A 21,803-nucleotide genomic window follows, 5' to 3' on the forward strand; every position below is an offset into this window, starting at 1 on the left:
CCGGCGGATCCACCACCAGAGGAGTTGCGCGACTCGCCGCAATGGTGCGGCCAGTGACCCATTCAACACTTATGCTTGGGCTGCGGGTAGCGTTGCACGAGGCAACACTGCAGCCGGCGGCACGTGCGGAATCCTGGTGTGCGGTTGTCATGCGAGTGTGATCAGGACGAGAAAGGTTCCTTAGGTGGAGGACGTACTGGCGCGGGCCGGCATATTCCAGGGTGTCGAGCCCTCTGCCGTCGCGGCGCTGACCAAACAGCTTCAACCGGTCGATTTCCCTCGCGGCCACGTGATCTTCCACGAGGGCGAACCCGGTGACCGGCTGTACATCATCCTGTCCGGCAAGGTGAAGGTCGGCCGTCGTTCTCCCGATGGCCGCGAGAACCTGCTGACGATCATGGGACCGTCGGACATGTTCGGCGAGTTGTCCATCTTCGACCCCGGGCCACGGACGTCGTCGGCGACGACGGTGACCGAGCTACGCGCGGTCTCGATGGACCGCGACGCCCTTCGGGCGTGGATCAAGGATCGCCCGGAGATCGCCGAGCAGCTCCTGCGCGTGCTCGCGCGTCGTCTGCGCCGGACCAACAACAACCTGGCCGACCTGATCTTCACCGACGTCCCGGGCCGTGTCGCCAAGCAGCTGCTGCAGCTGGCGCAGCGTTTCGGTACGCAGGAGGGCGGCGCACTCCGCGTGACGCACGACCTGACCCAGGAAGAGATCGCACAGCTCGTCGGCGCGTCCCGCGAGACGGTCAACAAAGCCCTCGCCGACTTCGCGCAGCGCGGCTGGCTGCGCCTCGAGGGCAAGAGCGTGCTGATCGCCGACTCCGAGCGCCTCGCCCGCCGCGCCCGCTAGGTCTCGCGGACACCACAGACCAGGAGGCCCCCACCGATCCGGATCGCTTCGGATGTCGGTGGGGGTCCTTTGTGTTCCGTCAGTGCTCGCGCAAATACTCCAGCTGCGCCTTGACCGACATCCGCGCAGCCGGCCACAGCTTCTTGTCGACGTCGGCGTAGACCTTCCGCACGACCTTCATCGGCTTCGCCTTCTTCGCCGAGACGCCGAGATCGTCGAGCGCCGCGACGATCTGATCGATCCGCTCCTCGCGATGCTTCTTGTAGTACCGGGCCACCGGACCGACCTGCGGATGATCCGGTCCGTGGGCGGGTAGCAACACCGCGTCCTCACCCTCGACGATGATCCGGTTCAGCGAGTTCAGGTAGTCGCGCAGCGTGCCGTCCGACGGGTCGATGACCGTCGTACCGCTGCCGAGGATCGTGTCACCGGTCAGCAGTGCGCGCCGGTCCTCCCACTCCACCAGGAAGCTCACCGAGTCACCCGTGTGGCCAGGGGTGTACAGCACAGTGATGCGCAGCCCGGCGATCTCGATCACCTCGCGATCGGCAAGCGGTGCGGCCCCGTGCGTGTACTTGGCCGACCGTGCACGCACCGGGACATCGACCCGTTTCCGCAGCCGTGCGATGGCGCCCGTGTGGTCGAAGTGCCGGTGGGTGATCAGCACGAGTGCGATGCCCGGCTGCTCCGCGACCCGCTTGACGTGACCCTTCTTGTTCGGCGGCCCCGGGTCGACGACGACGCATTCCGCACTGCCCGGCGCCCGCAGAATCCACGTGTTGGTCCCGTCGAGCTCCATGTTGCCGGGGTTGTTGCAGAGCAGGACGGAGGCGTACGGCGTCACCCCACGCACGACGCCGTACGCCGGATGCACCGGGACGTCCCCCGCCTGGTGTGCGATCTCGTCACCGGCAGTGTCCCCGGCGTCACTCCCGTTGTCGGTCATGCCTTCCGACACTACCCATGACGCAACCGCCACCCGGCGACGGGCGTGGTTGCGATCACATCAGAGCGAAGTCGGCTCAGGGGTTACGGGTCCGGTGTCGTCGGCCGCCTCGTCGACGACCTTCGGTACGAACTCGCTCTGCAGGCTCTTGAGCAACGCGGCGCCCTGCGTGACCACCCCGGTCATCACCTCGTTGACGCCCTCGGCGCCGTTGAACACCGTGAGGTTCGACGACCCGAGCCCCTTCGCGATCTCGCCGACCAGGGCCGGCAGCTGTTCGATGATCTGCTGATCGAGTGCGATGCGATTGTGCTTCGCGGCGGCCGCGGACTGGATCTCGACGGCACGCGCGTCGGCCTCGGCGATGATCTGGGTGCGGCGGGCCTCGGCCTCGGCAGGCTTGACGACCTCCGAGATCAGTTGCTGCTCACGCAGATCTGCCTGTGCCTGGGCCAGCACCGACTGCTCGCGGATGATCTCCTGGTTGACCCGCGCCTCCGCGAGCGGACCGGCCTGGGCCGCTTCGGCGTTCGCCTTGTCGGTCTCGGACTTGATCTGAGCACGCTTGATAGAGGTCTCCCGCTCGTAGTCGGCCTGGTTGCGCAGCGACTCCTGCTGCGCCTTGGCCGATTCCTGGTCCGCGCGGGCACGCTCGACCGCCGCCTCGCGCTGCACCTTCGCGATGTTGGGTGCGGCGAGCGCGTTGATGTAACCGGAGTCCATGTCGTCGATGGACTGGATCTGGAACGAGTCGACCACCAGGCCGATGGAACCCATCTCACGCTTGGACGCCTCGAGCACCTGCCGGGCGAGCGTGTCGCGTTCGCGAATGATCTGCTCGACGGTCATCGACCCGACGATCGACCGGAGGTGGCCCGAGAAGACCTGCCCGGTGAGCTGATTCATCTCGTTCTCCTGTTCGGAGATGAATCGCTGCCCGGCGTTGACGATGGACGCGACATCGCCGCCCACCTTGTGCGCGATCACCGCACGCACGTTGAGCTGGATGCCCTGGGTCGTCACGCACACCTCGCGGATCTGGGCCTCGTGCAACGCCATCGACAGGAAGCGGACCTTACGGAAGAACGGCATGACCCATTTGCCGTGGCCGACGACGACGTCGAACGGCGCTCCCTCCTGGCCCTTCTTGCCCGAGATCAGCATCGCCTCGTCGGGTTCGGGAACGTTGTAGCCGAGCATTATGCCCTCCTCAGTCGGTGCACCGCACGGGAGATGCGCGCGGCGCGAACACGATCACCTCTTGGACGGCTCATGCTACGGCCTGGTTCCATGCTGTCGTTCGCTCGGACGACAGATCTCGGCGCCACGGACAGCGAGGTCAGGCGGGGGCCGGGAACCACGGCTCGACCTCGATGACCCGCCCCGGCCGGACACCGATGACCAGAACCGTACGATCGAGCTCGACCGGCTCGGCGGCTGTGGCCAGATATCGCTCGGTGCCGCCGCCGACGGCCAGTTCCACCTCGCCCAATGGGTCGCCACCGGGTATGGCGAGGGTGACCACGCCCGTCGCACCGATCACGCCGTCCCCTTCCGATCCAGCCGCGGACATCCGCGGTGGCACAACCGTAGCCGCGACGACGACGGCCGTCACCCGGGGCGGTCGACCACGAGGTAAACGGCGGCGGCGATGCTCGCCGCACCCGCCGCCAAGACCAGCACGGGATAGCCGAACAGCCCCACGACGACACCGGCGAGGGCCCCGGCGACGGCGCCGGCCAGGCTCATCGACGTGTCGGTGATGCCCTGCACCCGCGGCCGCATGGCCACCGCGACGCTGTCGGTCAGCATCGTCGAGCCCGCGACGGTTGCCGCCGACCACCCCAGACCGAGCAGGACCAGCGCCACGACGAGCCCGGTCTGGCTGTCATGCAGGACGAATCCGGCGACACAGCTCGCCAGCAACAGCCCCTGACCGACGAGGACCGTCGGCACGCGGCCCAGTCGATCGGTGAGCAGACCCATCACCGGTGCGAGGGCATACATACCGGCCACGTGCGCGCTGATCGACAGCCCGACGACCGTCAGGCTCGCCCCACCGTGGGTCATGTGCACCGGCGTCAGCGCCATCACCGCGACCATCACGGCGTGCGCGCAGACCACCGAGGCGACCGCGTTCCGCGCGCCGGGTGTCCGTCGGATCGTGTCGAATCCCTGGGCCAGAGATGGTTTCGCCGCCATCGCGGTCGGTGCGCCGTCGGCGGAGAAGCGCAGTGGATCCGGCCGGAGCCCGACCCAGAGCACCAGGGCCGCGGCCGCAGTGCCGACCGCGCCGATGACGAACGGCCCCGCGAGTTCGTCGATGTGCGCGATGTCGGCGAGGTCCGCGCCGATCGGGAGGAGCGCGGGCCCGGCGACCGCACCGATCATCGTCATCCACACGACCAGAGACAGATCGCGCCCACGGGTGCGAGGACTCGCGAGATCGGTTGCAACGAAGCGGGACTGGAGACTGACCGCCGTGCCGGAGCCCACACCGGCCATGCCGACGAGGAGCAGGGCGAACCATCCGACGTCGACCGCGACGGCCACGACGCACGCGCCCACGGCGGCGATCAGGAATCCTGTCGCGAGGGCGGGACGTCGGCCCGACCTCTGGGCCAGTGCGGCCAGTGGCAGACCGGCGGCCGCGGCGCCGAGCGTCAGGACCGTCGTCGGCAATCCCGCCAGTGACTCGGACCCCGAGAGACGCTCGCCGAGAATCGCACCCAGTGCCAGCGACGCCCCCATCGCCAGCCCGCCGAGCACCTGGGCCAGACAGAGCAGGATGACGGTGCGCAGTTGGACGCGCCGCCGGGCATCGTCGGCGAGGGTCCGCGACGGCGTGGGATCGGCACCCCGCGGGACGGTGCGGCTCGCGTCGTCGCGGATCGGGCCGCCCCCGGGAGCGGCGGTCATCGGTTCGGGGGTACCCGGGTCGGGTACGGCTCGGTTCGTCACCCCGTCAGACTGCGCTCCCGGCGCATCGCAGACCAGTGGCATCAATGCCGGTATACCCTGGATTCATGCCACCACCGCCCGCCTCGATGCCGACCACACCGGCGGTCGGGGCGCCGGCGGCACCTCCCGAGGCGCATGTCGTGGTCGTGCTCGTCACCGACGGTCTCGTCCTCATGGACATGGCCGCGCCGGTACAGATGTTCGGTCACGTCGGGCCACCCCGCTACACACTGCGCACCTGCGCCGAACGTCCCGGGCTGGTACCGACCTGTGCCGGGGTGTCGATCCACGTCGAGCACGGGCTCGACGCGCTCGACGACGCCGACACGATCGTCATCCCCGGATATCACGACGCCGCGCGACGCACACCGTCGGCGACGGTGACCGACGCCCTGACACGTGCGCATCGTCGGGGCACGCGGATCATGTCGATCTGCGTCGGCGCCTTCACCCTGGCGGAGGCCGGTCTGCTCGACGGGCGGCGCGCGACGACCCACTGGCTCGACGCTGCGGCACTCGCGGCACGATATCCGACCGTCGACGTCGATCCCTCCGTCCTCTACGTCGACGACGGCGACGTGCTCACGAGCGCGGGTCTGGCCGCAGGTATCGACCTGTGTCTCCATCTCGCCGAGCGGGACCACGGCGGCGACGTGGCCCGGGACTTCGCGCGGCGCACCGTCGTCGCGTTCCACCGGCCGGGCGGTCAGGCGCAGTTCATGCCACCCGGGACGAGCCTGCACGACGAGGCGATCGCGGAGATCGGCCACCAACACCGATACCTCGAACACCATGTGACGCCGACCCTTCCGGACACATCGGCCGTCGCCGACGACTCGATGTCGGCGACCACCGCGTGGGCGGTCCGGCATCTCGATCGCCCGTTGACCACGCGCGACCTCGCCGACCACGCCTCGATGTCGTTGCGCACGTTCAACCGCCGCTTCACCGCCGCCTACGGGATGGGTCCGGGCGCATGGCTGACCGGTCAGCGCATCCGTGCCGCCGCCGGGTTGCTCGAACGCACCGACGAGCCGGTCGAGAAGATCGCCGACGCCGTCGGCCTGCGCCCAGAATCCCTGCGCACCCAGTTCCGTCGTCGGATGTCGTTGTCGCCGAGCAGCTATCGCAGCAACTTCCGGCCAGCCTCGCGCTGAGCCCGGTCGGCGTCAGTCGACGATGAGGTCGTACCCCAGCTTGGAGACCATGCCGACGACGACGGCGAGAAGCACCCATCGCACGAAACCGCTCCCTCGCCCGATGGCCATGTGCGCACCGAGTTGGGCGCCCGCGATGTTCGCCACCGCCAAGCCGATCCCCAAGAGCCACAGGATGTTTCCCTGCCAGGCGAACACGGCGAGCGCACCCAGGTTGGTACCGGTGTTGATGACCTTGGCCATCGCCGAGCTCTCCAGGAATCCGGTACCCGCCAGCGCAGTCAGACTGATGATCAGGAAGGTCCCCGTGCCCGGCCCCATCACGCCGTCGTAGAAGGCGATCACCACACCCGCGACGACGAATCCGAGCAGCACCGACCATCGCGGACGCGATACCCCTGTGCCCGAACCGAATCCGGGATTGAGCGCCACGAACAGGCCCACCGCGACCAACAGGCACAGGACGATGGGCGTGAACACCTCGGCGGGTAGCCGACTCGCCGCGTACGCGCCGATCCCGGAGCACACGACCGCACTGACGAACACCGGCAGCAGGCGCCGGACATCGACTCGCAACCGGCGGGCGTAGGCGATCGCCGCCGACGCCGTACCGAAGACCGCCGCGAGTTTGTTGGTCCCCAGTGCCGTCGCAGGCGCGATCGTCGGGAACGCGATGAGCAACGCCGGGATCAGCACCAGACCACCGCCACCCACGACGGCGTCGACCCAGCCCGCCGCCGCGGCAGCGACGATCAGCAGTGCGATGTCCACGTCGCGTCAGTGCGTCGTCGAGCCGACGGGGACCTGACGCGGGCTCATCGGGTCAGGCGACCTCGATGATCAGTTCGACCTCGACCGACGCTCCGAGCGGAAGTTCAGCGACGCCGACGGCCGAGCGCGCGTGCACACCGGCCTCACCGAAGACCTCACCCAATAGATCCGACGCCCCGTTGATGACCGCCGGCTGCCCGGTGAACCCGGGCGCCGAGGCCACGAAACCGACGACCTTCACGACCCGCACCACCGAGTCGATACCGACGAGCCCGTCGACGGCGGCCAGGGCGTTCAGGGCGCACTGTCGCGCGGCGGCATTGGCCTGGTCGGGGTTCACCACACCCTCGGCGCCCTCGTGGACCTTGCCGGCGACGTCGAGCTTGCCGTCGACGATCGGGAGCTGACCCGCCGTGTACACGAGGTTTCCGGTGCGGACCGCGGGCACGTAACTGGCCACGGGGGTGACGACGGGCGGGAGCGTGATGCCGAGCTCGACGAGGCGTTGGGACCACGTGGTTGCCATGGACTATCCCTTCGGGCGCTTGAGGTAGGCGACGTGCTGTTCACCGGTCGGACCCGGCAGAACGCTCACCAGTTCCCAGCCATCGGCACCCCATTGGTCGAGGATCTGCTTCGTGGCGTGCGTCAGCAGCGGCACCGTCACGTACTCCCACGCGGTCACTTCACTCATGGACCCACCCTAACCGGTACGTGCTTGTCGATATGGTGATGCAGTGGGGAACGAGACACCGCTCGACGACGTCGGGCACGTCAACGAATGGCCCGATACCGCGGGACTGGCACGACTGCATTTCGTGTCCGGCAAGGGCGGCACCGGCAAGACCACCATCGCCGCCGCGCTGGCCCTGGCGCTGGCCGCCGACGGCAAGAAGGTCCTGCTGGTGGAATGCGAAGGGCGCCAGGGCATCGCGCAGCTCTTCGACATCCCGCCGCTGCCTCCGACGGACACCCGGATCGCCACCGCATCCGGCGGCGGGGAGGTCTCGGCACTCGCCCTGGACATCGAGCACGCGTTGCTCGAGTACCTCGACATGTTCTACAACCTCGGTTTCGCCGGGCGCGCCATGAAGCGGATCGGCGCCATCGACTTCGTCACCACGGTTGCCCCGGGCCTGCGTGACGTCCTGATCACCGGCAAGATCAAGGAACGCATCGTCCACACCGACAAGCAGGGCAAGCGGGTGTACGACGCGGTCGTCGTCGACGCCCCGCCGACCGGCCGGATCGGGAACTTCCTCGACGTGACGCAGGCGATGGCCGACCTCGCCAAGACGGGCCCGATCCGCAATCAGAGCGACGGGGTGGTCAAGCTGCTGCACTCCGAGGACACTGTCATCCATCTCGTCACCCTGCTGGAGGCCATGCCGATCCAGGAGACCGTGGAGGCCGTCCGCGAACTCGGCGAGAAGAACCTGACCATCGGCACCCTGATCATCAACCGGGTCTCGCCCACCCACCTGCCCGCGGGCTCGATCGACGACATCGCCGAGGGCCAGATCGACGCATCCCGCATCCTCGAGCATCTGTCGGCGGCCGGACTCTCGATCGGCGCGGAGGATCTCGCCGGGTTGCTCACCGAGACGATCGAGCACGCCACACGGTTGCAGGCCCAGCAGGTGGCCAAGGCGCAGCTCGACGACGTCGAGCTGCCCACCCTCGAATTGCCCACGCTCGGCGACGGCATCGACCTCGGGTCGATCTACGAGCTCGCCAACCTCCTACAGAAGGCGGGTGCGTAGTCATGCCTCTCGACCTGAAGATGGGATCGGTCCTGACCGATCCGGGTACCCGAGTCGTGATCTGCTGCGGCGCGGGCGGTGTCGGCAAGACGACGACGGCTGCGGCGATGGCGATGTACGCCGCCGAGCACGGACGGACCGTCGCGGTGTTGACCATCGATCCGGCCCGTCGGCTCGCGCAGTCCCTCGGCATGTCCGAACTGACCAACGATCCGCAGCCCGTGGCGATCGACGGCAGCGGAACCCTCGACGCGATGATGCTCGACATGCGACGGACTTTCGACGAGATGGTGATCGAGTATTCGACGCCCGAACGCGCCGCCGCGATCATGGAGAACTCCTTCTATCAGACGATGGCGTCGTCGTTCTCGGGGACGCAGGAGTACATGGCGATGGAGAAGCTCGGCAAGCTGCTCGAGCAGGATCGCTGGGACCTCATCATCGTCGACACCCCGCCGTCGCGGAACGCCCTCGACTTCCTCGACGCCCCACAGCGACTCGGCTCGTTCCTGTCCGGGCGCCTGATGAAGGTGCTCGTCGGCGGCGGTCGCGGCGTGGGACGGATGGTCACCGGCGCGATGAGTCTCGCGATGCGCGGCGTCTCCACCATCGTCGGCGGCGACATGCTGCGTGACGTCGCGATGTTCGTGCAGTCGCTCGACTCGATGTTCGGGGGTTTCCAGGATCGCGCGCTCAAGACCTATCAGCTGCTCAAGCAGCCGGGCACACAGTTCGCCGTGGTCGCCGCGGCCGAGCCGGATGCGCTGCGTGAGGCAGCGTTCTTCGTCGATCGGCTGTCCGAGGAATCGATGCCTCTGGCCGGGCTGATCCTCAATCGGACGCATCCGAACCTGACGTCGATCTCCGAGTCGTCGGCGCGGGCGGCCCTCGAATCGGTCGACGACGAACTGACGCGTGGCGTGCTGGAGATCCATGCGGCCCGCGCCGCGACCGGCAAACGGGAACTGCATCTGCTGCAGCGCTTCACCGCCGCACACCCAGCAGTCCCCGTCGTCGGCGTGCCGTCACTGCCGTTCGAGGTGGCCGACACCGTCGCGCTGCGCGCGGTCGCCGAGCAGATCACCAGCCGCGGCTGACCGAGGCCACGCTCATCCTGCGCTGATCGAGTAGGCACCGGGGCGCCACCCGCCCGAACGGGCACGCGCGACGCAGCCGTCACCCTCCGCTGATCGAGTAGGCGAGGAGCGCAGCGACGAGCCGTATCGAGATCAGACCGCGTCGGCCTGCTGCCGCCGCTTCTGCGCGTCGAAGAACTGCGCCCACGAGGTGACCTCGGGATGTTGCCGGAGGAGCGCACGTCGCTGACGTTCGGTCATTCCGCCCCAGACCCCGAACTCGACCCGGTTGTCGAGGGCGTCGGCACCGCATTCCAGCTGAACCGGGCAGTGCCTGCAGATCGTTGCGGCCTTCCGCTGAGCCGCTCCGCGAACGAACAGGTCGTCAGGGTTCCCTCCCCGGCACCGAGCTTGTGACACCCACATCAACCGAGCATCGTCTCCGGTGGAAACTGCCGCCATCGCCATCCGCCGACCCCTGTCTGTCGTTGTGTCTCGCCGGTCGTCGCATTGCTGCGGGGACCCGACGGTCCTGACCGTGAATGCGACCACCCGACGACCGTTCTCGCTGGTCACCTCGATCACCGGCACCGGTGAGGGTTCACATTCCCGAGGGATTGTTAGGTGAGTCACATTCTGCACTCAATTTAAGGATCTGTGCATGGCTTCGCAACCCCTGGAGCGAAGAAAATGGCACCATCGTCCAAACAATCCACATATCCCCAGCTCATCTCCGCCGTTACGGGATCGCGACCCCCCGCGCGCCGTGGTCGGCCGATGTTGTCCATCGCGCACGTATCCTGTGCGTGTGCCGATCTCGAAGAAGCTGTGGCCGCTGGCCGGCGCCTGCCTGATGGCGGGTGTGCTCGTCGCCGGACTGCTCTATCCCGTGGCCAGTGGCCTGGGCGTGATGTCCAACCGCGCCGCCGCCGCCGTCGAAAACGTGTCGTCCGAGTTGCTCAACGGGACGCTGCCGGAGGTCTCGACGATGACCGACGCGGCGGGCACACCGATCGCGTTGCTCTACGACCAGTACCGCTACCAGGTCGGCTACAACGACATCTCGCCCGACATGATCCGAGCGATCATCTCCATCGAGGACCGACGCTTCCTCGAGCACGACGGGGTCGACTGGAAGGGCACGATCCGAGCGGCGCTGAAGAACTCGTCGTCGGGTGAGGTGCAGCAAGGAGCGTCCACGCTCGATCAGCAGTACATCAAGAACTATCAGCTCCTGGTCCTGGCACGGACCGACGCAGACCGTCAGGCCGCCATCGAGACGACCCCCGCCCGCAAGCTGCGGGAGGTCCGGATGGCGCTGACGATGGAACAGACTCTGATCGATCAGGCCAAACGCGACAAGGGCCTCGACGACGCGGCCGCCAAGCAGGAGGCCAAGAAGCAGATCGTCACCCGCTATCTCAACGTCGTCCCGTTCGGCAACAACTCGTACGGCATCGAGGCGGCGGCGCAGACCTATTTCGGCAAGCACGCCAAGGATCTGGCCGTGGAACAGGCCGCACTGCTGGCCGGCATGGTGCAGTCGAGTTCGGCGCTCGACCCGTACACCAATCCGGAAGCTGCGACCAAGCGCCGGAACACGGTGCTCGACACCATGATCGACAACTTCCCGGATCGTCGGGCCGAGCTCGTCGCCGCGAAGGAGAGGCCACTCGGGGTGGTCGCCAGACCCCGCACCCCCATGCAGGGCTGCATCGCGGCGGACAACAACGGCTTCTTCTGTGATTACGCACTGCAGTTCCTCGCCGAGAACGGCATGTCCCGCGACTCGGTGATGCGCGGCGGGTACGTCATCCGCACCACGCTCGATCCCGAGGTACAGCGGTCGACGGTGCGAGCCGTGCAGACGCAGGCCAATCCCGACTCCGACGGCGTCGCGGACGTGATGAGCACGATCAGACCGGGCAAGAAGTCGCACGACATCCTGTCGATGGCGTCGAGTCGCAACTACGGCCTCGATCTGCGAGCCGGCGAGACGATGCAGCCGCAGCCGTTCTCGATGGTCGGCGACGGCGCGGGGTCGGTGTTCAAGCTCTTCACCACCGCAGCCGCCATGGAGAAGGGGCTCGGCGCCGGATCGAACATCCCGGTTCCCGGGTCGGTTGCCGTCTACGGGATGGGCAACAGCGGCGGCACGAACGGATGCCCTGTCAACGCATATTGCGTCAAGAACGACGGGAGGTACCCGGCGTCGATGTCGGTCACCCAGGCGCTCGCGCAGTCCCCCAACACCGCGTTCGTGAAGCTGCTGCAACAGGTCGGCGTCAAGCCGGCGGTGGACATGGCCATCCGTCTCGGCCTGCGCTCGTACACGGTGCCCGGGTCGTCGGGCTACGGCGACAAGAGCATGGCGACCTACGTCAAGGAGGGCAACTTCGGCTCGTTCACCCTGGGGCCGCTGCCGATCAACGGGCTCGAACTGTCGAACGTTGCCGCCACGCTGGCCTCCGGCGGCACGTGGTGCCCGCCCAACCCGATCGCGTCGATCAGCCAGATCAAGCGCGATCAGTACGGCAACCCGGTGATGGCACCGAACGGCCAGCCCGCACTGACGGCCGTGCCCTTCACGGCGCCGAAGTGTGAGCAGGTCGTGGAGGAGGGACTCGCCAACACCCTCGCGAATGCGATGAGCCAGGACGACCGGGGCGGCGGCACGTCGGCCGCGGCAGCCGGATCAGCCGGCTGGACGTTGCCGATGTCCGGCAAGACGGGGACCACCGAGGCCCACCGTTCGTCGGCCTTCCTCGGGTTCACCAACAACATCGCCGGTGCGGCCTATGTCTACAACGACGGCCCGAACCCGACCGGGATCTGCTCCAGCCCGCTGCGTCAGTGCTACGACGGCAACCTCTACGGCGGTATGGAACCGGCCCGCACCTGGTATCAGGCGGTCAAGCCGATCGCGACGAAGTTCGGGCCGGTGCGTCTGCCACCGGTCGATCCGCGCTACATGGCCGGGAGTGACCGCGGGCGCATCCCGTCGGTGAGCGGACTGCCGGCGAGTGCGGCGACGTCGCGTCTGCAGGCAGCCGGGTTCAAGGTCAATCAGCTCGACGTCGACAGCAATCGCCCTCAGGGCACGGTCGTCTTCACGGCGCCGTCCGACTCGGCGATGCCCGGCAGCGTCGTGACGATCTACGTGAGCAACGGGCGGCGGTCCGACGACCAGCAGGGTCCGACGGAGACCACCGTGCAGGTGCCCGGCGTCGGACCGGTGGTGATCCAGCTCCCGGGTTGATCCGATCCGCTCCCGGCGACCCGGTCGGCGAAACCCACCGGCGCCGGGGGCACACGCCTGCGTATTCTGGGTGAATGGTTGACGTCGACAACGCTCTCACCCGCCGCGTCGCGCGGGGGGCAGGATCGGTCCCCGGCCTGACCTCTGCCTCGGCCGCACGGGTCGTCGGAGGCCTGGCCGGTATGGCGGCCGCCGGACTCTTCTATTCGACAGTGATCGAACGCAACGCGTTCACGCTGCGGCACAGCACCCTGGCCGTGCTCGAACCGGGAGCATCACCGCTTCGCGTGCTACACATCAGCGATCTGCACATGACACCGCATCAGCGCCTCAAGCAGGCGTGGGTGTCCGAGCTCGAAGCGCTCGAACCCGACCTCGTGATCAACACCGGCGACAATCTGGCCCACCCGCAGGCGGTTCCGTCGGTCATCCAGTCCCTCGGCGGGCTGCTGTCGCGGCCGGGGCTGTTCGTGTTCGGCTCCAACGACTACTTCGGTCCGCGCCCGAAGAATCCGTTCCAGTACTTCAAGTCCGATCACACCCGCACCTTCGGGGATCCGCTGCCGTGGCAGGATCTGCGGGCGGCGTTCACCGAACGCGGCTGGTTGGACGCGACCCACACCGTGCGTGAACTCGAGGTCGGCGGGGTGCGCGTGGTCGCCGCGGGCGTCGACGACCCGCACATCGAGCGGGACCGCTACGAGACCGTCGCGGGGCGGCCGAATCCGCTCGCGCACCTGCGTCTCGGACTCACCCATTCGCCGGAGCCCCGGGTTCTGGACCGCTTCGCCGAGGACGGCTACGACCTGGTGCTGGCCGGACACACCCATGGCGGGCAGCTCTGCCTCCCGTTCTTCGGTGCGCTGGTCACCAACTGCCAGATCGACCGATCCCGCGTCAAAGGCGTGTCGAGCTGGGGATCGACGATGAAGCTGCACGTCAGCGCCGGATTGGGTACCTCTCCGTACGCGCCGGCCCGCTTCTGCTGCCGCCCCGAGGCCAGCCTGCTGACGCTGACCCCGGTCTCGCACGGCGACGCCGCCTACGACGAGGATCACTCACTCCCCCAATTGGCGACCGAGATCAGCTGAGCGGTTCGCCCGATCCGGAGCGGGTGACACGGCAACGTCGCCTGGGCCGCGGGAGCGCTGGGCTGCTGGGCTGTCGGGCCGATGACCGCGCGGCGGCGGCCCCGGAAATACTCCCCCGAAAAGCACCAAGAAACTTTTTGCGCCCCGGAAATGCGCCCAGCAATTCCGCATCGCCCCAGCTCACGACGCAGGACCAACAACCACACGCCCCTCGCGGGCGCTTTCCCGGGGCGCCTTTCCGGACCCGCGGGCGCTTTCCCGGTGCCCCGGCCATCTACCTCTGGGGCACGTTCCCTGCGCGCACTATCATCGGCCACGTGCCCGCCCTCGACGACGTCCGCGTTCTCGCCTTCGACACGTTCGGCACGGTCACCGACTGGTTCACCGGGATCTCGACCACTGTCCGCGACACCATCCCGGACGTCGACGCGGCGGCGTTCACCCGCGAGTGGCGACGACGCTACGGTCCGATCCTGGCCCGCGTGGAATCGGGTGAGCTGCCATGGTGCCGACTCGATGATCTGCAGACCGAGACCCTGCTCGACGTGGCGACCGAGTTCGGTGTCGTGCTGTCCGACGCCCAGACGACGAGCCTCGTCCGAGCGTGGCGGACCATCCCCGGATGGCCGGACGCCGCCGACGGAATCCGAAGACTCAAGCGCGATTTCATCGTCTGCGCGCTCAGCAACGGGACGGTTGCGCTGCTCACCGACATGGCCCGGCACAACGGCTTCGCGTGGGACGTGATAGGCGCGTCCGACCTCTGGCACCACTACAAACCGGCACGCGAGACCTACTGCGGGCTGGCCGAACTGCTCGAGGTCACACCGTCGGCGGTGATGATGGTCGCCACCCATCAGGGTGATCTCGACGCCGCTCGATCCTTCGGTCTCCGTACCGCGTTCATCGAGCGCCCACTGGAATGGGGTGGCGACCCGAAGGACGATTCGGGCTCTCCCGACAACGATCTCCACGCCACCGATTTGGCGGATCTGGCCGATCAGCTCGGCTGCTGAGCTCCCCTACTCGTTCGCACGACAAACAACCTCGCTTCCAGACTCTCTCGATCACCGATCCTCGACCACCTCCGCCGGTCAATCACCCACTACGGAGGATGTGGACCCCGATCCGTCGGGCGACCATTCGAGATGAGGTGCATCGGAAGAAGCCCGATCACCCGGGAGAGAAAGAGCTGTCATGACCACCACCCATCGCGAGGAGTATCGCGAGGAACATCGCGTGCAACAGGGCTTCGCCGCCGGTGCGACCATCGGCGCGGCAGTCCTCCTGCTCACCGGCGGCATCATCGCGCTCCTGCAGGGCATCTCGGCCGTCGCCAACGACGATCTCTTCGTCGTCGGACCCGAGTACGTCTACCAGCTGGACCTGTCCACCTGGGGCTGGATCCACATCGTCCTGTCGATCGTCGCGATCGCCGTCGCGATCGGCATGTTCACGGGCGCGGCGTGGGCGCGGGTCAGCGCGATCATCATCGCGTCGCTGTCGATCATCCTGAACTTCCTGTGGTTGCCGTACTACCCATGGTGGTCGATCCTCGTGATCGCCATCGACATCGTGATCATCTGGGCCGTGGCCACCTGGAAGACTGCCTGACCCGGGCACTCGACCGGATCATCACCGACAGCCGACATGGCCGGCCCGGCCCTACCCTCGCGGTGGGGCCAGGTCGGCCATCGCTCGCATCAGCGTCGTGTAGACGACGCTGGGTTCGGCGTCGTGCCAGTCGGTCTCGGCCGTCATCTCGGTGGTCGGCTCGCCGACGTCCGACGGCGCGTACAACCACCACAGGTTGTGCCAGGGATCGAGGAAGCGCGCCAGGTCATACCCGCCGTAGAACTCCGATCGGGGTGTGACGGTGGTCGATCCGGCCCGCTCCGCTCGTTCCAGCACCTCGTCGACGTCATGCACGTAGACCTGGGTGAGCGCAGGCGTGAACGGCCAGTCCGGTTTACGATCGCCGATCATGATCGTCGAGTCGCCGACGACCACCTCCGCGTGGATCAGCGTGCCGTCGCGATCAGGTGTCCGCACCGCCGCATGCTCCTGGCCGTCGAAGACGTCGACGAGGAAGTCGATGAAGTCCGCCGCGCCGTCGACGACGATGAACGTGTTGACGGTGTGGTTGTGGGCGGGCAGGTTCTCGGTCAGTGGTTGCCGTTGGTCATCCATGCCCTCGACGGTAGGAGTGACTGCGGACGATCACTGTCCGCGTTGGCCGTCCGTTCCCACGCCGTCTCCGTGACGCCCCGCTCCGCCCGCGAAGCGGGTGGCCCCCGCAACGGTGTCCGCCGACAACGACACCATGCCGTGCCGCAGCTCGTTGGCGATGGCCATCGGCTCGTCGAGCCCGTCCTGTTCCAGCGCCGACAACCGGTCCTGACGCAGGCATGTCTGGGGGAACGCCGCGACCTCGACGGCGAGTCGGACCGCGGCGTCGAGCGACGTACCCGCCGGCACGACCCGGCTGGCCAGCCCGATCTCGAGCGCCTCGGTCGCCGACACCGCCCGCCCGGTGAGGATCAGATCCATCGCCCGACCGGCTCCGACGAGCCGGGGCAGCCGGACCGTTCCCCCGTCGATCAGCGGGACGCCCCACCGACGGCAGAAGACGCCGAAGGTGGCATCGTCATCGACGACGCGAAGATCCGCCCACAGCGCGAGCTCGAGCCCTCCCGCGACGGCGTGTCCGGAGACCGCGGCGATGACCGGTTTGCCCAGTCGCATCCGCGTCGGCCCCATCGGACCGTCGCCGTGGTCGGCGACGCGGTTCGGCTCGCCGTCGGCGATGGCTCTGAGGTCGGCTCCGGCGCAGAAGGTCCCGCCCTCGCCATACAACACGGCGACGGCGACCGAGTCGTCGGCGTCGAATCGACGGAACGCGTCGGCGAGCGCGTCCGCGGTCGGACGGTCGACGGCATTGCGCACCTGCGGCCGGTCGATGCCGATGATCCGCACCGGTCCGTCGGTCCGCTCCACGATGGTCGACGAGCTCATCCGCGACCTCCCTTCTGTCAGTGACTCATACGTTGGCGCCCGGGGCGGAACGCTTCCAGTCGCCGTAGGGTTCGTCCCGTTCGCGGAACAGACTGTCGTCACCGTCGGTCTGGCTGCGATACCAGGGTGCCGCTCGTGGGTCGTCGACGCCGTCCACGGCGAGATCAACCGACCTTCGGCGTGACACGGTCGAGAATGGTCACGATGTCGAGCCCTGCTGGTAGACAACCGAACACGTCGCCACGCAACGATCCGAACCGGCTGGACACGAACGCCTCGGCGACCGCCGGGTGACCGAATCGCAGCAGCAGTGAACCCTGCAGCACCAGCGCCATGTCGCCGACGATCTGCCGCGCCGCAAATTGGATGTCGGTGGGCTCCGAGACGTCGGCGAATCGGCCGCGGAGCGCCGTCACCGCGCGGTCGAGTGCCGGGGACTGACCGCGCGCGACCTCGACCTCGTCGAAGAACACCTCCAGGGTCTCCGGCTGTCGGGCGATGGCACGCAACACGTCGAGTGCGGCGACGTTCCCGGAGCCCTCCCACACCGACATCAGCGGGGCCTCCCGGTACAGTCGCGGCATACGCGATTCCTCCACATAACCGTTGCCGCCCAGGCATTCCAGCGATTCGGCCGCATGCACCGGTCCGCGCTTGCACACGTAGTACTTGCTGACCGCGAGGCCGATGCGTCGTACCGCATCCGCACGCGCGTCGCCCCCGACGGCACGGTCGGTCACCTCCGCCAGCCACAGGGCGGCCACGGTCGACGCCTCGGCCTCGACGGCAAGATCCGCGATCACGTTGCGCATCAACGGCTGATCGATCAGCGCCGCCCCGAACGCACGGCGATGGGCCGCATGATGAGCCGCGTTCATAACCCCTGTCCGCATCGACGTGGCGGTCCCGAGGGTGCAGTCGAGCCGCGTCAGATTGACCATCTCGACGATGGTCGGCACGCCCCGCCCCTCCTCACCGACCAGCCAGCCGACGGTGTCGTCGTATTCCACCTCGCTGCTCGCGTTGGACCGGTTGCCCAGCTTGTCCTTGAGTCGTTGAAGCGCAAAAGGATTGCGCGATCCGTCGGGCAGGACCCGCGGAACGAAGAAACACGACAGCCCGGAGGGCGCCTGAGCGAGCAGGAGGAACACGTCCGACATCGGCGCGGAGGTGAACCACTTGTGCCCCGTGATGCGGTAGGTGCCGTCGCCCAACGGTTTCGCCGCGGTGGTGTTGGACCGCACGTCCGAACCGCCCTGCTTCTCCGTCATCGACATGCCTGCCGTGAGACCCCCCTTCGCCAGCGGCGGACGAAGGCCCGGCTCGTATACCGACGTGGTCAGCAGCGGTTCGTAGCGCGACGCGAGTTCGGGGTTGGCCCGTAGGGCCGGCACCACCGCGTACGTCATCGAGATCGGGCACAGGTGACCGGCATCGGTCGGGCCCCACACGCTCATCTTCGCCGCCCGCACCAGGTGCGGGTTCGGCCCCGACTCCGCCCAGGGGGTCCCATGCAGTCCGAAACCGACTGCGCGACGCATGAGTTCGTGATACGCCGGGTCATAGTCGACCTCGTCGATCCGATTGCCGTACCTGTCGTGCGTCCGGAGGGCCGGCGGATTCACCTCGGCGCGGTCGGCGAGATCGAGGGCCTCCGCAGATCCCGCCTGGCGTCCGATCTCGTGCAGGTCGTCGAGTGCATGGTCGGCGCGGGCCCGAGCAAGGGCCTCGAGGATGACCGGTTGGTCGGCAAGATCGTGGTCCACGAGGGGCGGTACCTGGTTGGTGACCGTGTGTGTAGGCATGGCACGACTCCTTCGATGACGGGACGACGGCATACTCGACGGCGTGGCCAGTATTACATATCCTGCGCGCACGATTCACTGATGTAATATCACCCACCTGGTGCCGATTCCTCAGTAGTTCACGACACCCGCTCGCCCGCCGCGTGTGATCGGCTGCTTGCGGTCGGTCACTCGCCCCCGCCGAGGAGGTCGGTCATTCCTCGCCGGTAGGTCGTGACCTCGAAGTCGGGAAAGCGAGTGGTGAACTTCGAGGAGTCGAAGATGTTGTCATCGCGGTAGCGAGGCAGCAGTTCGGAGGCTTCCTTCACGGATTGGTTGAACAGGCCACCGACTGCGAAGACCTTCGCGGGGATGGTGGTGTAGCCGATGTCCTCACCGGTGATCTCGCCGGACACTTCGATCATCTCCTGGTAGGTGAGACGTCGCGGGTCTATCGGCAGGTGCCAGGTCTGGCCGTAGGCGTCGGGAGTATTGCCGATCAGTCCCATACCGCGGCTGGCGTCCGGGGTCCAGATCAGAGAGCGTTCGGTGTGCGCGCTGACCGGGACCATGGGTCGCTTGCCCTGCTTGATCCGGTCGAAGATCGCGGAGTTGGTGAGGCTCTTGGTTTTCCCGGGGCCGTAGAACTCGGGTGCGCGACAGATGACGGCCTCGATGGTCTCGTTACGCATCTGGTAGAGCAGCATGTTCGCGATGTGCGCGCGGACGGTCGCTTTGCGGCCGACGGGCGCAAAGCGGGTGTCTTCGACCTGTGGGGATGAGGTTCGCGGGTACATGTAGGTGTTGTCGAAGAAGACCAGTTTGGTGTCGTGCTTCTGGCATGCGGCAATGGTGTTGGCCATCATCACCGGAAACTGTCGTTCCCATAGCGCCGAGTCGATGGGCAGGCCGACCGTCAGGTAAGCGATCTCGCTGCCCTTGACGGCGTCGGCGGTGCCAGTGGCGTCCATCAGGTTCGCCGAGACCAGTTGATCGGTGTCGTGGACTCTTCTCGGGTGTCGGCTCACGAGGCGAAGATCGTGGGTGACGTTGTCGTGGAGGTAGTGGGTGAGCTCTTCGGCGATCTGGCCGTTGGCTCCTAGCACGGTGTGCATTCGTTTCCTCTACTCGGATCGCAGGACGTTGTCGGTCGCTTGCTGATGTGCTCCCCGGATGCGCTTGAGCCGGCTCCGAACCAGGGACGCCACTCGGCGGTAGAGCCCGGGATTCATTCCGTCGGGAACGCCGACGGGCAAGAGCCGTTCGATGGCGATGGTCTGGGAATCGGTGCATTTCAGGCCGCCTGCACCCGGCGGGTGAGCGATGCCAGTCGGGTGCGGTCGACGTGACGCGTGATGGTGGTCGTCATTGGGCTGCTCACCTGGCGGGGAACGAGACCGGGACGGGGATGTGCAGGGCGTTCTGGCATTCGGTGGCCACGTCGAGCCGCAGCGGCCTGATGGGCGACAAGGAGCGCACATCATCGGCAAGGCGACCCGACCCGAGCTCGAGGGTCAGGCCCCGGGGCAGCAGCGTGCCACCGGCGGAAAGGGTGTTGGTCTGGCTCAGCGTGGCGTTCCATCCGCCGCTGAGCTGGGTGTAGGAAATCAGCGTGGACACACTCGAGCCGCTGGCGACCGTCGTCTGTTTCGGGGTGACAGTGTTGAGCGCGATGTCGGTGCCACCGTCGTCGTTGGCCACCCGGGCGCGCGCCTTGAGATTGTCGATGTCGACATCGATGTCGGTGACCCATTTCGGGAATCCGTAGCCATCATGACCGCGGACCTGAGCGATCTCGGTGTTCACCGGCAACGACAGGACGTAGGCATGCGTCGTATCGTTGGCCAGCGTCGTCAACACGTCAGCGGCCCCCATCCCACCGTGGCGCGCGGGCCGTACCGCGATCCCGACGGTCGCCTCCGTGTAGAAGTCGATGTCGCAGACGTCGTAGCGGAAGAACACCACGGAAAACAATCCGATGCCAGGAGCAATCTGCAGTGGGTCGAGTTCATCAGGGAGCCGCGAGCGCAGCGCCTTGGTCGGGGCGACATACGTGACCTGGGCCTTCGACATCGAGTAGTAGAAGTTCGGGGTCCGGGTCGGCCCGATCGCCGACTGCACTTCAGTTTTCGGCAACGTCTGAAAGAAGTCGACACTGCGCACCCTGGGGTCCGCTGCGACGTCGTCCAGATCCGCGTTCATGCGGTAGCGGTCGTACAACCCACCTTTCGGAACGCGGACGATGCGGCCACCGAGGTCGACCTCGACCACATCGTTGTTCGGCTCGGCCTTCGACGATGTCATGGCAGCTCCTCGGAATGTGTACGGCACTTACATCACCGTAGACCGCAATGTATGCAGCGTCAACATTCCCGTCACGAGATCAAGGCGATCGCCCCGAGACGACCGGGGTGTGGTCACCGGTACCGCTCGGCCGATTGTCGACGACGAATGGACTTCGAGCACAATGAGTTCGGAAGGAGGGCGACAATGGCAAGCAGCACGACGAAGAAGAGCTATCACCACGGAGATCTCCGTGCCACGCTATTGACGACGGCCATGGACATGCTCGAGCGCGGTGAGTCGTTCTCCATTCGCGCTGTCGCCCGCCAGGCGGGCGTCTCGGCGACGGCCCCGTATCGCCACTTCCCCGACCGCGACGCCCTGGAATCAGCCCTCGCCGCCCAGGGACTTCGCGATCTGAAGGCTGACCTGTCCCGTCATCGCGAACTCCCCACCACGGGCGAAGAACTCGCCGACCTCGGTGCCGCGTACGTCGAGTTCGCGCTGCGTCGGCCTGCCCTGTTTCGCCTGATGTTCGGCAACGAATGCGACCACGACAGCGAGGAGCGGGTTCAGGCCGCCGCCGACGTTCACGAACTGCTGGCAGCGGCCATCACCGGCGTCTTTCCCGACGCCGACCCCATCGACCTGGCACTCGGCGGCTGGGGTCTGGTGCACGGGATGGCCTGCCTCTACCTGGACCGCAAACTCACCAGCCCGTCGATCGACGACACCATTGGTCAAGTCCGCGCCTCGTTCATGGCCGTACTCGGAGTCCGAAGAGACGCCCGCTGAGGGCTGACACGATTGCGGCCGCTTCAACCCGTTGACCTACCTA

22 protein-coding genes are annotated in these 21,803 nt (G+C 67.3%); 9 read left to right on the top strand and 13 right to left on the bottom strand.

What is annotated here, in order from left to right:
• Nucleotides 1-184 precede the first annotated feature (184 nt).
• The gene (locus QSJ19_RS21270) at nt 185-859 is read left to right on the top strand and encodes a Crp/Fnr family transcriptional regulator (RefSeq protein ID WP_286322994.1); all 675 of its coding nucleotides are present in this window, start codon (nt 185-187) and stop codon (nt 857-859) included.
• A gap of 79 nt (nt 860-938) precedes the next feature.
• Here the strand turns inward: QSJ19_RS21270 and QSJ19_RS21275 are convergent, their stop codons facing one another.
• The 4 genes from QSJ19_RS21275 to QSJ19_RS21290 all read right to left on the bottom strand — a co-directional run bounded on the left by QSJ19_RS21275 (nt 939) and on the right by QSJ19_RS21290 (nt 4,724).
• The gene (locus QSJ19_RS21275) at nt 939-1,805 is read right to left on the bottom strand and encodes an MBL fold metallo-hydrolase (RefSeq protein ID WP_286322995.1); all 867 of its coding nucleotides are present in this window, start codon (nt 1,803-1,805) and stop codon (nt 939-941) included.
• Between the two features lie 60 nt (nt 1,806-1,865).
• Nucleotides 1,866-3,005, bottom strand: coding sequence for a flotillin family protein (locus tag QSJ19_RS21280; protein WP_286322996.1), 1,140 nt, complete (start codon nt 3,003-3,005; stop codon nt 1,866-1,868).
• Between the two features lie 139 nt (nt 3,006-3,144).
• Complete coding sequence (locus tag QSJ19_RS21285; protein ID WP_286322997.1) at nt 3,145-3,348, bottom strand: NfeD C-terminal domain-containing protein; 204 nt, start codon at nt 3,346-3,348, stop codon at nt 3,145-3,147.
• 68 nt (nt 3,349-3,416) lie between these two features.
• Nucleotides 3,417-4,724, bottom strand: coding sequence for an MFS transporter (locus QSJ19_RS21290; RefSeq protein WP_286322998.1), 1,308 nt, complete (start codon nt 4,722-4,724; stop codon nt 3,417-3,419).
• Between the two features lie 107 nt (nt 4,725-4,831).
• Between QSJ19_RS21290 and QSJ19_RS21295 the strand changes: the two genes are divergently transcribed.
• Entirely contained in the window at nt 4,832-5,923 is a 1,092-nt protein-coding gene (locus QSJ19_RS21295) for a GlxA family transcriptional regulator (protein ID WP_286322999.1), read from the top strand.
• 12 nt (nt 5,924-5,935) lie between these two features.
• On the opposite strand, the gene QSJ19_RS21300 is transcribed toward QSJ19_RS21295, so the two are convergent.
• The 3 genes from QSJ19_RS21300 to sp36 are packed head-to-tail and all read right to left on the bottom strand — an operon-like array spanning nt 5,936 to nt 7,388.
• Complete coding sequence (locus QSJ19_RS21300) at nt 5,936-6,694, bottom strand: TSUP family transporter (RefSeq protein ID WP_286323000.1); 759 nt, start codon at nt 6,692-6,694, stop codon at nt 5,936-5,938.
• Nucleotides 6,695-6,746: 52 nt separating this feature from the next.
• Nucleotides 6,747-7,220 carry a RidA family protein gene (locus QSJ19_RS21305; protein ID WP_286323001.1) on the bottom strand — a complete coding sequence of 158 codons (474 nt, stop codon included), beginning with the start codon at nt 7,218-7,220 and terminating at the stop codon, nt 6,747-6,749.
• A gap of 3 nt (nt 7,221-7,223) precedes the next feature.
• On the bottom strand, nt 7,224-7,388 hold the full coding sequence (gene sp36, locus QSJ19_RS21310; protein ID WP_004022081.1) for a Sp36 family protein: 165 nt from the start codon (nt 7,386-7,388) through the stop codon (nt 7,224-7,226).
• A gap of 43 nt (nt 7,389-7,431) precedes the next feature.
• Here sp36 and bagA point away from each other — a divergent pair, with 43 nt between their 5' ends.
• Together bagA and bagB are read left to right on the top strand one after the other, a co-directional pair.
• The gene (bagA, locus tag QSJ19_RS21315) at nt 7,432-8,457 is read left to right on the top strand and encodes an ATPase BagA (protein WP_286323002.1); all 1,026 of its coding nucleotides are present in this window, start codon (nt 7,432-7,434) and stop codon (nt 8,455-8,457) included.
• A gap of 2 nt (nt 8,458-8,459) precedes the next feature.
• Entirely contained in the window at nt 8,460-9,554 is a 1,095-nt protein-coding gene (gene bagB, locus QSJ19_RS21320; RefSeq protein WP_286323003.1) for an ArsA family ATPase, read from the top strand.
• Between the two features lie 132 nt (nt 9,555-9,686).
• On the opposite strand, the gene QSJ19_RS21325 is transcribed toward bagB, so the two are convergent.
• Nucleotides 9,687-10,001 carry a WhiB family transcriptional regulator gene (locus QSJ19_RS21325; protein ID WP_187588037.1) on the bottom strand — a complete coding sequence of 105 codons (315 nt, stop codon included), beginning with the start codon at nt 9,999-10,001 and terminating at the stop codon, nt 9,687-9,689.
• Nucleotides 10,002-10,386: 385 nt separating this feature from the next.
• On the opposite strand from QSJ19_RS21325, the gene QSJ19_RS21330 reads away from it, so the two are divergent.
• From QSJ19_RS21330 to QSJ19_RS21345, 4 genes are all read left to right on the top strand, one after another.
• Nucleotides 10,387-12,792: a penicillin-binding protein gene (locus QSJ19_RS21330; RefSeq protein ID WP_286323028.1), complete on the top strand. Its 2,406-nt coding sequence runs from the start codon at nt 10,387-10,389 to the stop codon at nt 12,790-12,792.
• A 182-nt stretch (nt 12,793-12,974) separates the two neighbouring features.
• Nucleotides 12,975-13,883, top strand: a complete 909-nt coding sequence (locus QSJ19_RS21335; RefSeq protein ID WP_286323029.1) for a metallophosphoesterase — start codon at nt 12,975-12,977, stop codon at nt 13,881-13,883.
• A gap of 317 nt (nt 13,884-14,200) precedes the next feature.
• Nucleotides 14,201-14,899 (top strand): haloacid dehalogenase type II, encoded by a 699-nt coding sequence (locus QSJ19_RS21340; RefSeq protein WP_286323004.1) that lies wholly within the window; start codon nt 14,201-14,203, stop codon nt 14,897-14,899.
• A 181-nt stretch (nt 14,900-15,080) separates the two neighbouring features.
• Complete coding sequence (locus QSJ19_RS21345; protein WP_286323005.1) at nt 15,081-15,497, top strand: DUF7144 family membrane protein; 417 nt, start codon at nt 15,081-15,083, stop codon at nt 15,495-15,497.
• 51 nt (nt 15,498-15,548) lie between these two features.
• On the opposite strand, the gene QSJ19_RS21350 is transcribed toward QSJ19_RS21345, so the two are convergent.
• The 5 genes from QSJ19_RS21350 to QSJ19_RS21370 all read right to left on the bottom strand — a co-directional run bounded on the left by QSJ19_RS21350 (nt 15,549) and on the right by QSJ19_RS21370 (nt 20,986).
• Complete coding sequence (locus QSJ19_RS21350) at nt 15,549-16,073, bottom strand: VOC family protein (RefSeq protein WP_286323006.1); 525 nt, start codon at nt 16,071-16,073, stop codon at nt 15,549-15,551.
• Between the two features lie 30 nt (nt 16,074-16,103).
• A complete protein-coding gene (locus QSJ19_RS21355) occupies nt 16,104-16,898 on the bottom strand; it encodes a crotonase/enoyl-CoA hydratase family protein (protein ID WP_286323007.1) in 795 nt (264 codons plus the stop codon).
• Nucleotides 16,899-17,062: 164 nt separating this feature from the next.
• Nucleotides 17,063-18,703 (bottom strand): acyl-CoA dehydrogenase family protein, encoded by a 1,641-nt coding sequence (locus tag QSJ19_RS21360; protein WP_286323008.1) that lies wholly within the window; start codon nt 18,701-18,703, stop codon nt 17,063-17,065.
• 167 nt (nt 18,704-18,870) lie between these two features.
• Nucleotides 18,871-19,797: an NAD-dependent epimerase/dehydratase family protein gene (locus QSJ19_RS21365; RefSeq protein WP_286323009.1), complete on the bottom strand. Its 927-nt coding sequence runs from the start codon at nt 19,795-19,797 to the stop codon at nt 18,871-18,873.
• A 262-nt stretch (nt 19,798-20,059) separates the two neighbouring features.
• Nucleotides 20,060-20,986: an acetoacetate decarboxylase family protein gene (locus QSJ19_RS21370; RefSeq protein ID WP_286323011.1), complete on the bottom strand. Its 927-nt coding sequence runs from the start codon at nt 20,984-20,986 to the stop codon at nt 20,060-20,062.
• A gap of 186 nt (nt 20,987-21,172) precedes the next feature.
• Here QSJ19_RS21370 and QSJ19_RS21375 point away from each other — a divergent pair, with 186 nt between their 5' ends.
• The gene (locus tag QSJ19_RS21375; protein WP_286323012.1) at nt 21,173-21,760 is read left to right on the top strand and encodes a TetR/AcrR family transcriptional regulator; all 588 of its coding nucleotides are present in this window, start codon (nt 21,173-21,175) and stop codon (nt 21,758-21,760) included.
• Nucleotides 21,761-21,803: the final 43 nt, after the last annotated feature.

The organism is Gordonia sp. ABSL11-1, assembly GCF_030315685.1.
Classification (GTDB): Bacteria; Actinomycetota; Actinomycetes; order Mycobacteriales; family Mycobacteriaceae; genus Gordonia.